The following is a 13,976-nucleotide window of genomic DNA, read 5'->3' on the forward strand; positions in this document are numbered from 1 at the left end:
GGCTAAAATTTACTCTAAAAATATAAAAAGGAAAAACGATGGATAGCACGCAGCTTTTTTTGGTGCTAAAAAACGCGGGCGTAAAAGCCGACGCGGACGGCCCTCTTTGGTGGCCGGGAGCCGGCACTTTTGAGGTTGTGGTAGGTGCGGTTCTCACGCAAAATACAAACTGGAAAAATGTAGATAAGGCGCTAAATAATCTAAAAAACGCAAATTTGATGAGCCTGGAAGGTATCGTAAAAACTCCCGCGGCCAAGCTTGCCCTACTCATAAAGCCAAGCGGCTTTTACAACACCAAGGCAAAACGCCTAAAAACGCTTTGCGAGGCGATTTTTAAAAAATTCGGAGATTTTGAAAATTTCAAAGAAAACGCGAGCCGCGAGTGGCTGCTAGGCGTCAAAGGCATCGGCGCGGAGACCTGCGACGCAGTGCTTTGCTACGCGTGCGGGCGCGAGGTGATGGTCGTAGATAGCTACGCTTTGCGGATTTTGAGCTTTTTTGGATATGAGTTTGAAAGCTACGAAGAGGCGCAGGAGTGGCTGGAGGCCGTAGATAGCGAGCGGATCTGCGAGGCGTACGGACGCGAGCTAGAGATGAATGAAATTTACGCCAAATTTCACGGCAAGATAGTGGAGTTTTGCAAGGCGCACTTTAACGGCAAAAAGCTGGACGAAACCGGCGAAGAGATACTAAAATCCATAAAATAGGGGCGAAGATGAAGATAAATTTTATAAATTTACAAGCTCAGTATCAAAAATACAAAAACGAAATCGACGAGCAGATCAAAGAGGTGCTAGATAGCTCGGTCTATATCGGCGGCAAGGTCGGCGAGCTGGAGGAAAATCTGGCTAAATTTAGCGGCGCAAAGCATGCTATAGCTTGTAGTAGCGGCACGGACGCGCTACTACTTGCCTTTATGGCGCTTGATATAAAGCCCGGCGACGAGATCATCACGACGCCTTTTACCTTTATCGCTACGGCCGAGATGATAGCGTTTTTGGGCGCGAAGCCCGTGTTCGTCGATATCGACGAGAAGACGTATAACATAGACCCAAATTTGATCGAGGCAAAGATCACGCCAAAGACCAAGGCTATCGTGCCGGTGTCGCTTTTTGGGCAGGCGGCGGGTATGGCGGCGATAAATGCCGTCGCGCAAAAGCACGGCCTAACCGTCGTCGAGGACGCGGCACAAAGCTTTGGCGCGAGCCAAAACGGCGTAAAGTCCTGCAACCTCTCGCGCATCGCTACGACCTCGTTTTTCCCCGCTAAGCCGCTTGGCTGCTACGGCGATGGCGGCGCGATATTTACGGACGACGACGCCCTAAACGAAAAGATACACATCCTGCTAAACCACGGTCAGTCCGAGCGCTACATCCACAAATACGTCGGCATAAACGGCAGACTCGACGCCATCCAGGCGGGCATTTTAAACGTCAAGCTAAAGTACCTTGACGCCGAAATCGCAAAACGCCAAGAGATCGCGGCGAGATATACTAGCGAGCTAAAAGGCGTCGTAACGCCTTTTGTTGCGGAGGGTAACGTATCGGCGTGGGCGCAGTACTGCATCCGCGTAAAAGATAGAGCGAAAATGCTAGAAATTTGCGCGCAAAAAGGCGTGCCGACGGGTGTTTATTATCCCGTACCGCTGCATTTGCAAGAGGTGTTTAAGGATCTTGGCTACAAGCTTGGGGATTTTGCCGTGAGCGAAGCGGTAGCGCAGGATATAATGGCGCTGCCAATGTCCGCGTTTGTAACCAAAGAGGAGCAAGACTATGTCATCGAGGTTATAAATAATGCTTAAATTTGCGCTCATAGGTCTTGGCGTCATGGGCAAAAACCACTACCGCGCGCTGCAAAACGTCGCGGGCGTGCAGATAATCGCGCTTTGCGATCCGTTTAGCAAGGAAAATTTCGCGCAAAAAATTTACTTGGGTCTTGACGAGATGCTAGAGAACGAAAATTTAGACGCCGCCGTCATCGCTACGCCGACCTCGCTACATAAAGAAGCGGCGCTAAAATGCATGCGAAAGGGGCTAAATTTGCTTATAGAAAAGCCCGTTTGCGCAAATGCCGCAGATGCTCAAATTTTACTTGACGAAGCTAAGCGGCAAGATATAAAGGTAGCCGTCGGGCACGTCGAGCGCTTTAACCCCGCGATCGCGGCTCTAAAAAAAGAGCTTGAAAACGAGGAAATTTATAACGTGCAAATAACCAGAAACGCGCCCTTTCCGCAGCGAATCGCGGATGTGGGCATACTGGCCGATCTAGCCGTGCACGATATCGATCTCATTAGGTTTTTAAGCGGCAAAGAGATAAAAAGCGCCGATATAAAATGCTCGCGCAAAATCCACGCTAAATTTGAAGATAACGCGGTTTTGTCGTTTGAGCTTGAGGGCGAGATAACGGCTCTAATCGCTACTAGCTGGCTAGCGCACAGACGCAAAAGAACGGTCGAGGTCGCGTGTAAGGGGGCAGTTTACGAGGCTGATTTGCTAAATCAAAGCCTCGTTAAATTTAGCGAATTTGACGCTAGCTCGTATAAAACGCAAAATATATTCGTCAAAAGAGCTGATCCGCTAACAAGCGAACTAGAGGACTTCGTGCGTCTTTTAGGCGGTGAGCAAAGCGCGGGCGCTAGCATAGAAGACAGCCTAAAAACGCTAAAAATCATAGAGAATGCGAGCTAAATTTTAGGCTGAAATATAAAAGAAAATTTATTTTTTTATATTTTATTTATATTTATGGAAAAAGAAGTTATTATTACACGATTTTTTCAAAAGGAGTCTAAATGATATATGAAAACATCGTTCAAACCATCGGTAAAACGCCGATCGTAAGGATAAACAGCGTGCACGAAGAGGGCATGGCTGAAGTCTACGCAAAGCTTGAGTTTTTTAATCCGGGCGGCTCGGTAAAAGATAGAATCGCCGCAAATATGATCCTTGGTATGCAAAAAGAGGGCACGCTAAAAAAAGGCGACGTCATAGTGGAGCCGACTAGCGGCAACACCGGTATAGGCGCGGCTATGGTCGGCGCGGCGCTAGGATATAAGGTCGTACTAGTGATGCCGGAAACCATGAGTATAGAAAGACGCAAGCTGCAAAAGGCCTACGGAGCGGAGCTAGTGCTAACCGAGGGCGCAAAAGGTATGAAAGGCGCGATCGAAAAAGCAAACGAGCTCGTGCGCGAAAAAGGCTACGTGATGCTAAGCCAGTTTGAGAATAAATTTAACCCGCAGGCTCACGAGCTAACGACGGCAAAAGAGATCATGGATGACTTTGGGGAGCTTGACGCGTTTGTAGTGGGCGTAGGCACGGGCGGCACGCTAAGCGGCACTGCAAGAGCGCTAAAAGCAAACGGCTATAAAACCAAAATCATCGCCGTCGAGCCAAACGACTCTGCCGTGATCTCGGGCGAAAAACCCGGCCCGCACAAGATCCAAGGCATAGGAGCAGGCTTTATCCCGGCTACGCTCGATACGGCTTGCATCGACGAGATAGAGCGCGTGGATAACGATGAGGCCTTTGAGGCGGCTAGAAAGCTGGCTAAAGAGGATGGTATCTTGCTAGGTATCTCCGGAGGCGCGGCTCTGGCGGCTGCGGTAAAGGTCGCAAAGAGGCTGGGTAAAGGCAAAAAGGTGCTTTTCATAGCTCCGGATAACGGCGAGAGATATCTTAGTACTCCGCTTTACGAGGTGTGATTTGGGACTGATCGCCGAGATAAATGAGCTGGTCGCGACCGTAAAGGAAAAAGACCCGTCGGTGGCCTCGTGCGGCTACGGAGCCATCCTTATCAATACCCCGGGCATCCACGCCGTCTTTTTTCATAGATTTGCGCATTTTTTATACGTTAAAAATTGGTGTTTTATGGCGCGCTTTATCTCGCAAATTTCGCGACTTTTGACGGGTATCGAGATACATCCGGGCGCCAAGATCGGCAGGCGGCTTTTTATCGATCACGGTATGGGCGTGGTTATCGGCGAGACGGCCGAAGTGGGCGATGATGTGTTGATCTATCATCAAGTGACCTTAGGCGGCACGGGCAAAGAGTGCTGCAAGCGCCACCCGACCGTAAAAAACGGCGTCACGATAGCAGCCGGCGCAAAGGTGCTGGGAAACATCCTAATCGGCGAAAACGCCAAAATAGGCGCAAACTCGGTCGTGCTAAAAGACGTACCTGATAACGCCACGGTCGTAGGCATCCCCGCTAGGATCGTGCGAATAAACGGCGAACGAGTCGGTGAGTAGGGTCAAATTTGCGCCGACTCGGACTGTTATTTTTAAAAATTCACTTCGTTTTTTCTTTTACCAAATTGTAAAATTTTGATGTATTTTTGTCGGTGTGCTTGTTGCGTCCTTTTTAAATTTGGCTCAAGATAAGTTAAAAACCTTCAAAGGAGTTTTTAACTTATCTTGAGCCTTTATAAATTCGCTACTTAAAATGTCTAACTTTTTATATGATTTTTAGTGCACTTTTATTAGAATTGCACTTTATTAATCAAGGAGTTTGTTTTTGACGTTTGTTTCGGTTATATTTTTTATCGCTTCGCTGTTTTTTGCCGCATTTTTACCCCGTAAAAGCTTAAAAATTATCGTTGGTGTATTATCACTTGTTTATATTATAACTCTTGGTTTTGACTTGTTGTTATTTTTTGTTTTTAGTAAACATTTCGGGCTTTTTGTTGTGTCCTTTTTTAATACGTCCATAAAAGGCGCACCCATCATAAGCTTTGCGCGCGAAATAGCAATTTTGAGTGCAATATGTTTTGCTATTTTACTATTTTGCGTTATTATTAGCGTTCGTATAATTAAATTTGACCGTATTTCAAAATTTGGCTTTTTATTCGCACCTTGCATCGTGGTGGCATTTTTATTAAATCCTTTTTGTATTTATGCATATGAGTTTTATTTGCAGCTAAAACCTCACGTAGACGATATAAAAAAGCAAATTTATCCGTATCTTGCCGTTCCGGCTCCTCGAGAGCCTATCAAGAGAAAAAATATCGTTTATATTTTTTTAGAAAGTTTTGATAGAGCATATACGGATGAGCAGCTGTTTCCAGCTCTTACGCCGAAACTAAATGCATTAAAAAATAGAATGGAATTTACAAATATCAAGCATATACGCGACACCGATTTTACGATTAAAGGGTTTTTTGGGGCGCATTGCGCAGCAAACTATACTTTTGCTCCAAGCGATGAGCTGAGGTCTAAGAATTTTAGCAAAAACATAACCTGTGCAAGCGAAATTTTAAAATCTTTGGGGTACTATACATTTTTCATCAAAGGTGCAAGCTTAACCTTTCAAGAGACGGACAGGTTTTTAAGTCAGCGCGAATACTGTGAAACAAAAGGCAAGGAGCAAATTTTAGCGCAAAATAGTGCTGCACGGTTAAATGAGTGGGGTGTGCAGGATGATGATATGTTAGACGTCGCTTACGGTGATTTTGAGCGTTTAAGCGAGGCAGGAAAGCCTTTTTTGATGGGATTTATCACTCTTTCCACACACTCGCCAAACGGATTTATATCGAAGTCATGCGAGGATTTGTACTATAACGCAAGCGATGCTCGGATGCTTAGAGCAGTGCACTGCACCGATAAACTGATAAGCGAATTTATCGAAAAAATACGTTCTAGCAAATATGGCAAAGATACGATTATTATCGTGCAAAACGATCATCCTCTTTTTTACTCGGGCGATATCGGTGGCGATTTTGGCGACAAACTAAAGGGTTCAAAAGATTTATTTATCATATTTGATGAGGATTTGAACGGGGAATTTACGATAGATAAAAGAGGCACCTCATTTGATACTTTTACTACCGTGCTTGGGTATTTGGGCATATTGGACGAGATGAATTTCGGTAGAAATTTACTTGCAAGAGATAGCCTTCCTTTTGCAGCGGATAGTGAGTTTTTTAATAACGCCAGCAAGGTATTTACTAAAATTTCATATGAGGAAGCCGCAAAAGTTCAAAAATCAGGAGTTGCCAAATAAATTTGACGGAAGTTTATTTATAATCGTTGTCGTTTTTCGTCAAAAACGGATGTGATAACTATAAAATTTGTACCGCTTTGATAAAAATTAGTGTCGAATAATTTAAATTTTACTTTCAAATTTTGCTAAATTGACTCCTCAAATATCGGAAGTTTTGGCTCTTTTTCTTTTTGTATTTTGCCGCCGACGTTTAAATTTCAAGCTTCGCTTACTTCGCCTAAATTTTCTTTATCGTCAAATTTATCGGCCTGCGCCGCCGCGTCCAGTTTAGCGAGCTCGCCGGCTTCGTTCATCGTGATTTTTAGTTGCTTCATCGTCTTGGCCGATTTGCTAAACTCTATTAAATCTTCAGTCGTTTTTACCTCGCTCGGGAGCTTTTGCAGTGAATATTTAAAAATTTCAGCCGCCGCGATAGCGTCGCTTAGGGCTCTGTGGTGGGCGTTATTTATGCCTAAAATCTCTTTTAGCGTGCCCAGGCCGTATTTTGGCGAGGCGATGGTGCGGCGGGCTAAGTCGATCGTGCAGAGTCTGTGGTTTAGCAGCTCGCCGTATCCTAGCGCCTCCAGTGTCGCGCCGATAAAGCCGTAATCAAAGCGGACGTTGTGCGCGACGAAAACGCTTTGGCCTAAAAAAACTTTAAATTTTTCCATAACAAAGGCTAAATTCGGCGCGTTTTTTAGGTGTTCTGCGGTGATGCCCGTTAGCTCGCTGATATTTTCCGGGACGTAGGGCGCGTGCACGAAGGTCTCAAATTTGCCGATTATTTCGCCGTTTTGCAGTTTTAGTGCGCCGATTTCGATGATCTGACCGCTATTTATGCCGCCGCTGGTTTCTATATCTACGACGCAAAAAATTTGATCTTTTATCGTTCGGCGCCGCGTTTTTAGTTCGATTTGGTTTTTTGCGGTGCGGGTTATGTCAAGTCCCAGTGCGCGCCACATTTGCACGTCGCGAACGTCGAAAAGCTCGGCGTATTCGTTCATTTGCTTGGTTTCGGCGACGAAGTCGGCATAGGCTACGTTTCGCTTGGCGATGACGGCTAGCAGAGCTTCGAAATCTTGATTCAAAACTCGAGCTTTAGCGAGCGGATCGAGTGCTCGTAGGAATTTGACGAAAATATATAACTGCCCGCCACGACGATATCCACGCCCGCTTCATCGAGCTGCGCGACGTTTAGTCCCGTCACGCCGCCGTCTACCTCGATCATACATTTGGCGTTTTTACGCTCGATCATTTCGCGCAAGCCGCGAGCTTTTTCGAGCACGGAGGGGATAAATTTTTGCCCGCCAAATCCCGGATTTACGCTCATTAGCAGCACCATATCGACCTCGTCTATGATGTGTTCGATAGTAGAAATCGGAGTATGCGGGTTTAGCACGATCGCAGGCCCTGTGCCGCGGCTGCGGATGTGATCTATTAGGCGTAGCGGGTGCTTTTCCTCCTCGATATGAAAGCTTAAAAATTTAGGCTTTAACGGCAAAAAAAGATCGGCAAAAAAGGTGTTATTTTGCACCATCAGGTGTATGTCTAGCGGCTTTGTGGCGGCCTTGGCGACGGCATTTACGACTACGGGTCCGATGGTTAGATTAGGCACGAAATGTCCGTCCATCACATCAACATGCACGAGATCGGCTCCGGCCTCGCAGATGGCCTCGATCTCGGCTCTTAAATTTCCAAAATCGGCCGATAAAATACTGGGCGCTACATACATTTTATTATCCTTTTATTTACTTAGAAAAAATATCGCGTCCAAACCGTCTATATCGAGCCGCACGAGGACGCCCTTGTTTTTTTTGTCCTCTTCTTTGATCGCTTCAAAAACATGCGGGAGGGTGAAATTTGCTTCTATTTTCTGGCTTTTTAGCCACGCTTCGATACGGTCGGAGATAACGCTGAGCAGGTCTGCATAGGCCTCCGTTATGCTCACGCTTTCGTCTTGTTGGAGTAAAATTTTGCAGATTTTACGAACGGCGTATTTATCGAGGCAAAGAATAAATTTAGCATTCATCTCACCGTAAAAGGCTACCGATCCCATGCAAAATTCATCCTCATTGCAGTTAAAATTCGATATCTCCGTACTGACGCGGGACACGGGTAAATTTGACAAAGACGCCAGCGTATCCATCACTACTTTTAGGATGCTGGGCAGGACGTCTATAAGCTCTTTTGTTATATTTTTAGGCTTTTCTTCGCCTATGCCGCCGCCGCCCTCTATAGTCGCGTCATCGTTAAAAAAGTCATCCACCGTGTCGTAAAGCAGTATCCCGCAGTCCTCCAAATCGTAGATAAGAGCTTTTGACGTGCTGGCTTTTCTTAGTCCGCATACCGCTATGGTCGCGCCAAACTCCGCGCACTCCATCGCGAGCTTGGCTAAAAAAGACACGCCGTGGATGTTGATGGAGCTTGATTTTCCGATGTCGAAAACAAAAAATTTAAAACCGACTTTTAACGAATTTAGAAAAACTCTATAGTCGAAATTTTCCGCAAAAGCCGAGTCTATAAAGCCCTCCAATCCATAAACAACGACGTTTTCTTTGAGTGTTATTTTGATATCTTTTTTACTTGATTTTATGTCGGTGAGATGGATTACGTATTCAAATTGTTTATGCAAGCGGTTAAATTCGTTAAAGTCTTTTGCGATCACGGGTTTGTATCCGCGCCCCGAGAGTCTTAGCGCGATTTGGCGTTTTTGCTCGGCGTCCGCGTTAAAAACGATGATACGTCTATCTACAAACTCAGGCTCAAAGGTGCCCCAAAACAATAGCGCAACGTTTGAGGTCTCAAAAAACGATACGCTCGAAACATCTCTGGACATCCTTTTTAGGGCTTTAAATTTAATGTCATTGTAGTCGCAAAAGCCTACGTCGGCATTGATTTGCTTTGCTAGTCCCGAGACGATATCTAGGATTAAGTTAAAGCCTACTTTATTAAAATAAACGGCGTTTTTAAGCGATATTAGGATATGGCGCGGGGCTTTTTGGAGCAGATATTTTCTATTTCTATCGCTGATTTCATATTTGTCGACATCTCCGTCTAAAAAGCCAAGAGGATAAAATATCGCTATGTTGTCTTTAAATTTTAATCTCATAAATGTGGAATAAAACTTTCCTAAAATTTTTGATATTTTGCTAAAAAAATCAGCCGATAAATTTTTGAAATTTAACTGCATTTAAATTTCGTTATTTTAGCTTTTTTATCCATAAATTCAGTTTAAAAACCGATACGCCTACAAAAGACGCTTTAAGTTAATATTTTGTTTTTTTTGGATAAAATCAGCAGAAATTTTTATTTTTAAGGAAACAAATATGTCAAGAGTATGTGCAATAACGGGCAAAGGTCCGATGGTAGGCAACAACGTCAGCCACGCCAAAAACAGAACGAAAAGAAGATTTTTGCCAAATCTGCGAACCATCCGCGTCACGCTAGAAGACGGAACTACAAGAAAGATCAAGGTAGCCGCTTCTACGCTAAGAACGATGAGAAAACAGTCACGCTAAATTTACCGCAAATTTGAGGAGTTGTCTTTGTTTGAAAAGATTTTGAAATTCCTCAACTGGTCGAGTTCCGCCAAACCTCAAATCAACCTCAATACCGAACTCTACGAACAACTTCGCCCTTTTCGCCTACCGCTCATCTTAGTCGTTTTGATGATGATGATCGGGGCTATGGGCTACGTCACGATCGACGGCTTTAGCCTGATAGACGCGATATATCAGGCGGGTATGACTTTTACGACCGTCGGATTTACCGAGGTCGCGCCCATTTCTCCGGCCGGACGGCTTTTTACCATCACGTTTATCTTGCTGGGTTTTGCCGTTTTTACGTTTTCTACGGGTTTGATGCTCGAAGTTTTGAAAAAGGGCGCGCTCGTAGCGATCATAAAGGAAAGACGAATGCTATACAAGATCGCAAGGTTGAAAAACCACTTTGTCATCTGCTATCACAATCAATACACTATGGAGCTAAGCCGCGAATTTAGGGAAAATCACATCCCTTTTGTCGTTATTGACCCGCGAGAAGACCTGCCCGAGATCGCCGAAAAATACAAATATCCCTACTATATCGTCTCTCAGCCGCACACGCAAACCGCGCTTTTAAAGACGCATTTTTCGAGCGCAAAAGGTATGATCACGCTAAGTCCAAATATCGCCGACAACATCGCGCTTATCGCCACCGTGAGGCTTTATGAAAAAGAGATCGGGCGCAAAAAACCGTATTTTATAATGACAAACTCCGACAGTCAAGACGACACCGAGCGGTTAAAAAAGCTTGGAGCAAACAGCGTCGTGAGCCCCTCAAAGCTCGTCGCCCAGCGCCTTAGCGCTATGAGCGTGCGCCCGGATATGGAAAATTTGCTCGAGCAGTTTTTGTATAAGCAAGACTCGCCGATCGACATCGAGGAGATCTCGGTGCCCGACTACTCGTGGGTGCGCTTTAAACGTCTAAAAGAAACCAATCTGCGAAATATAACAAACGCCGACGTCGTGGGCATCAAAGACATAAATAATAAATTTATTCCGATGCCAAAAGGCGATATATTGATCGGAACCGGCACGAAGCTGCTGGTTATCGGCACGGGCGAGTCCATACGTCTAACCAAACGCGTCATCAAAAGCAGGCATAAACCCGAAGAGTTAAAATACGTCTAAATTCGGGCGTTTTTGCGGTTTGAGCGTTTTTGCATTTTAAATTTTTAAAAATTCGGCGTAGTTTTTACTGCACCGCTGGAACCGTCTCGCATTTGGCGCAAATTTATAAATTTTTACAAATTTAAAGTCGCTTTTTTATAAAATTATTCTAAATTTAGTAGTTTTTAAGGCTTGCAAAAATTAATGCATTTTGTCAAATTTGAGTTAAGCGCAAGTCGAATGAATTTTTGTTTCTAATTTCACCAAATAGCCCAAATAAGGCGTGTTTTTAACCGTCTCTTAAAAATACATTCGCTAAAATTAAATTGAATTTAATCCACAAAAGGAGCAAAATATGTTTCATGAAGAAAGAGAGCTTATAACTAAGCTAAAGGGTGCGAATGCGAGATTTACTTCGCTTTTCGACAAACACAACGAGCTAGATGAAAAAATCGCCCAGATGCAAAAAGGCAACATCTATAACGATGCGGAAGTCGATACCCTAAAGCGCGAAAAGCTCAGATTAAAAGATGAAATTTACGCATTTTTATCCGAATATAAAAAGGAAAATAATCTTTAAACTAACCGTGGCGGACGAGCTTGCTCCGTCGCTTTTTACTTCAAAATCTTCTTAAAATCCGCAAAATTTTATCATTTCATCTAAAATTTGATTGCCGTTTAAAACCGGAACGAATTTATCGCTTTTTGATTGTCGTAAATTTGAAACTAAAATTTGATTTTTTGCAGTGTGGAAGCTTATAAAACTCAAATTTGCAAATTTGACTTCAAATTTAAACGCAAAGAGCTAAGGCGCCGCATTTTCTACCTCGCTTCGCTCGCAGTCGCAAGCGCACGAGACGATTTTTATATTGTTGAAGCTTTTGCGAGCAAGGCCGAATAATTTAGATTGTTATAAGAGCGAAAAACTCATTTAAAAGCGCTCGTCTGCAAGTTGCAAGCGAAGCGAAAAAGGTAAGCGGCTGTTACATCGAAATCTTTTTTAACGCCCAAAAAACCGCTATCCCTATGCACAAAACCACGACCGCCCAAACGTATTCCATTTTTATTCCTTGTCAAATTTGAGGCTAAATTTATTTTTCATTTATTATAGCACAAACTCGCGGCTTTTCGGAAGTCCGTGATTTAAGAGAAAATTCGATAAAATTTATGAAAGGTTAAAAAGGATGAAAAATGAACGATAAAAAAAGCGTTTTTATCAATAGAGAGCTTAGCTGGCTACGCTTTAACTCGCGCGTTTTAGCCCAGTGCGAAAAGGCTTTGCCGCCGCTTGAAAAGCTAAAATTTATCGCGATTTATATGACGAATTTGGACGAGTTTTATATGATCAGGATCGCAGGACTTAAGCAGCTTTTTGCCGCGGGGGTAGCGGCTAGCGGTAGCGACGGCATGAGCCCGCTCGAGCAGTTAAGAGAGATCAGAAAATATATAAAAGACGAACTTGCGATCGTAGAAAAGCACTATAAAGACGCGCTAAAAGAGCTTGCGCAAAACGGACTTTTTATAAAAAACTACGACGAAATTTCGCCGGAGTTGCAGGCGAAATGCGACAAATATTTTTTCTCAAATATCTTGCCCGTGATCGTGCCTATCGCGGTTGACGCCACGCATCCGTATCCGCATCTAAACAACCTAAGCTTTAGTCTCGCGGTTAAGCTTGCCGACGCGGACAGTCCCGAGATCCTGAAATTTGGTATGATACGCATTTCGCGCGTTTTACCGCGGTTTTATCAGGTTAGCGACGAGGTCTACGTACCGATAGAAACGATCGTGCATCGCCATGCCGAGGAGATTTTCCCAGGCTACAAGCTGCTTAGCTCAGCGGCGTTTAGAGTCACGCGAAACGCAGACATCGTCATCGAAGAGGAAGAGGCGGACGATTTTATGATGATCCTCGAGCAAGGGCTCAAGCTACGCCGAAAAGGGGCTTTCGTGCGCATGCAGATACAAAAGAACGCCGACGCCGATATAGTCGAGTTTCTAAACTCGCATATGAAGATTTTTTACAAGGACATCTACGAATACACCGTCCCGCTCACGCTAAATTCGCTCTGGCAAATCGTGGGAAATAAAGAATTCTCGCACCTTTGCCTGCCGCCGTATGCGCCAAAGACCCTGCCGCCTTTTAGCAGCCATCTCTCGATGTTTGACGTCATCGACAAAGAAGACGTTTTGATCGTGCATCCGTATGAGAGCTTTGATCCCGTCGTGCAGTTTATAAAAGAAGCCGGCAAAGACCCGCGCGTGATCTCGATCCGTATGACGCTTTACCGGGTCGATAAAAACTCGCCTATCATCCAGTCTCTCATCGACGCGGCGAACGACGGCAAACAAGTAACAGTGATGGTCGAGCTAAAGGCGAGATTTGACGAAGAAAACAACCTGCACTGGGCAAAAGCTCTAGAAGATGCGGGTGCACACGTGATATACGGCATCACGGGCTTTAAAGTGCATGCTAAAGTAAGCCAAGTCATCCGCCAAGAAGGCGGCAAGCTCAAATTTTACATGCACTTAGCCACGGGCAACTACAACGGCGGCTCGGCGAAAATTTACACCGACGTGAGCTATTTTACGAGCAGGGAGGAATTTGCCAGCGATACGACGACGTTTTTTCACATACTTTCGGGCTTTTCTAAAAACCGCCGCCTTCAGACGCTTTTGATGTCGCCGATGCAGATAAAAGAGCGCGTGCTAGAGATGATAAAGGCCGAAACCGCGCGCGGCGAGCGAGGCAGGATAGTAGCGAAGATGAACGCACTGGTCGATAGCGACATCGTGGACGCGCTGGTAAAAGCCGGCAGTGCCGGCGTGCAAATAGACCTCATCGTGCGGGGCATCTGCTGCGTGCGCCCGGGTGTGAAAGGCCTTAGCGAAAATATCCGCGTGAGATCGCTCATCGGCAAGTATCTTGAGCATGCGAGGATATTTTATTTCAGGCACGCCGACCCTCAAATTTACATAGCCTCGGCTGACTGGATGCCGCGAAATCTCGAGCGCCGCCTAGAGCTTATGACGCCGATAATCGATAAAAATTTGCAAGAGCGCTTGCTCGAGTTTTTACGCTTGCAGCTTAGCGATAACGAGCTGGCGTTTGAGCTGCAAAACAGCGGCGAATACGCTAAAGTAACGCCAAAAGAGGGCGACGCGCGCATAAACTCGCAAGAGGTGCTCGAAGAGTACGTGAGCGGGATATATAAGGCGACGAAAAAGGATACCGATAAGGGGAAGAGCGAGCAGATGGTGGCGAAACTTTTGAAAGAAAGTTAAGCGGCTCGTCTTTTTGCTCTATACTTCGTTGCTTGTAAATTTGGCTCGGTCATTACCTACATGGTA

At 45.0% G+C, this 13,976-nt stretch carries 13 protein-coding genes; 10 read left to right on the forward strand and 3 right to left on the reverse strand.

Annotation, left to right across the window (positions count from 1 at the left end; all coding sequences use genetic code 11):
* Positions 1 to 38: 38 nt before the first annotated feature.
* The 6 genes from CRECT_RS03915 (at position 39) to CRECT_RS03940 (ending at position 5,997) form a co-directional block, all read left to right on the forward strand.
* On the forward strand, positions 39 to 707 hold the full coding sequence (locus CRECT_RS03915; RefSeq protein WP_004320414.1) for a 3-methyladenine DNA glycosylase: 669 nt from the start codon (positions 39 to 41) through the stop codon (positions 705 to 707).
* A gap of 8 nt (positions 708 to 715) precedes the next feature.
* Positions 716 to 1,801: a DegT/DnrJ/EryC1/StrS family aminotransferase gene (locus tag CRECT_RS03920; protein ID WP_004320432.1), complete on the forward strand. Its 1,086-nt coding sequence runs from the start codon at positions 716 to 718 to the stop codon at positions 1,799 to 1,801.
* Positions 1,794 to 2,687 (forward strand): Gfo/Idh/MocA family protein, encoded by an 894-nt coding sequence (locus tag CRECT_RS03925; protein ID WP_004320426.1) that lies wholly within the window; start codon positions 1,794 to 1,796, stop codon positions 2,685 to 2,687. The genes CRECT_RS03920 and CRECT_RS03925 overlap by 8 nt, the downstream gene beginning before the upstream one ends.
* Before the next feature lie 101 nt (positions 2,688 to 2,788).
* Positions 2,789 to 3,700 carry a cysteine synthase A gene (gene cysK, locus CRECT_RS03930; RefSeq protein ID WP_004320422.1) on the forward strand — a complete coding sequence of 304 codons (912 nt, stop codon included), beginning with the start codon at positions 2,789 to 2,791 and terminating at the stop codon, positions 3,698 to 3,700.
* A gap of 1 nt (position 3,701) precedes the next feature.
* A complete protein-coding gene (cysE, locus tag CRECT_RS03935) occupies positions 3,702 to 4,247 on the forward strand; it encodes a serine O-acetyltransferase (protein ID WP_004320449.1) in 546 nt (181 codons plus the stop codon).
* A gap of 661 nt (positions 4,248 to 4,908) precedes the next feature.
* Entirely contained in the window at positions 4,909 to 5,997 is a 1,089-nt protein-coding gene (locus CRECT_RS03940) for a sulfatase-like hydrolase/transferase (protein ID WP_227932186.1), read from the forward strand.
* A gap of 197 nt (positions 5,998 to 6,194) precedes the next feature.
* Here the strand turns inward: CRECT_RS03940 and CRECT_RS03945 are convergent, their stop codons facing one another.
* The 3 genes from CRECT_RS03945 to CRECT_RS03955 are packed head-to-tail and all read right to left on the reverse strand — an operon-like array spanning position 6,195 to position 9,166.
* Positions 6,195 to 7,064 carry a 3'-5' exonuclease gene (locus CRECT_RS03945; RefSeq protein ID WP_004320400.1) on the reverse strand — a complete coding sequence of 290 codons (870 nt, stop codon included), beginning with the start codon at positions 7,062 to 7,064 and terminating at the stop codon, positions 6,195 to 6,197.
* The gene (gene rpe / locus CRECT_RS03950; RefSeq protein WP_171992669.1) at positions 7,061 to 7,708 is read right to left on the reverse strand and encodes a ribulose-phosphate 3-epimerase; all 648 of its coding nucleotides are present in this window, start codon (positions 7,706 to 7,708) and stop codon (positions 7,061 to 7,063) included. Before rpe ends, CRECT_RS03945 begins: the two co-directional genes overlap by 4 nt.
* Positions 7,709 to 7,720: 12 nt before the next feature.
* Positions 7,721 to 9,166 carry an STAS domain-containing protein gene (locus tag CRECT_RS03955; protein WP_227932189.1) on the reverse strand — a complete coding sequence of 482 codons (1,446 nt, stop codon included), beginning with the start codon at positions 9,164 to 9,166 and terminating at the stop codon, positions 7,721 to 7,723.
* 136 nt (positions 9,167 to 9,302) lie between these two features.
* Here CRECT_RS03955 and rpmB point away from each other — a divergent pair, with 136 nt between their 5' ends.
* From rpmB to CRECT_RS03975, 4 genes are all read left to right on the forward strand, one after another.
* Positions 9,303 to 9,494, forward strand: a complete 192-nt coding sequence (rpmB, locus tag CRECT_RS03960; protein ID WP_002945979.1) for a 50S ribosomal protein L28 — start codon at positions 9,303 to 9,305, stop codon at positions 9,492 to 9,494.
* Positions 9,495 to 9,521: 27 nt separating this feature from the next.
* Positions 9,522 to 10,646 (forward strand): potassium channel family protein, encoded by a 1,125-nt coding sequence (locus tag CRECT_RS03965; protein ID WP_002946009.1) that lies wholly within the window; start codon positions 9,522 to 9,524, stop codon positions 10,644 to 10,646.
* A 334-nt stretch (positions 10,647 to 10,980) separates the two neighbouring features.
* Positions 10,981 to 11,205 (forward strand): HP1242/YdcH family protein, encoded by a 225-nt coding sequence (locus tag CRECT_RS03970; RefSeq protein WP_002946011.1) that lies wholly within the window; start codon positions 10,981 to 10,983, stop codon positions 11,203 to 11,205.
* 611 nt (positions 11,206 to 11,816) lie between these two features.
* Positions 11,817 to 13,910: an RNA degradosome polyphosphate kinase gene (locus tag CRECT_RS03975; protein WP_002945983.1), complete on the forward strand. Its 2,094-nt coding sequence runs from the start codon at positions 11,817 to 11,819 to the stop codon at positions 13,908 to 13,910.
* The last annotated feature ends 66 nt before the right edge of the window (positions 13,911 to 13,976 follow it).

Source organism: Campylobacter rectus, from assembly GCF_004803795.1.
In the GTDB taxonomy this organism is placed as follows: domain Bacteria; phylum Campylobacterota; class Campylobacteria; order Campylobacterales; family Campylobacteraceae; genus Campylobacter_A; species Campylobacter_A rectus.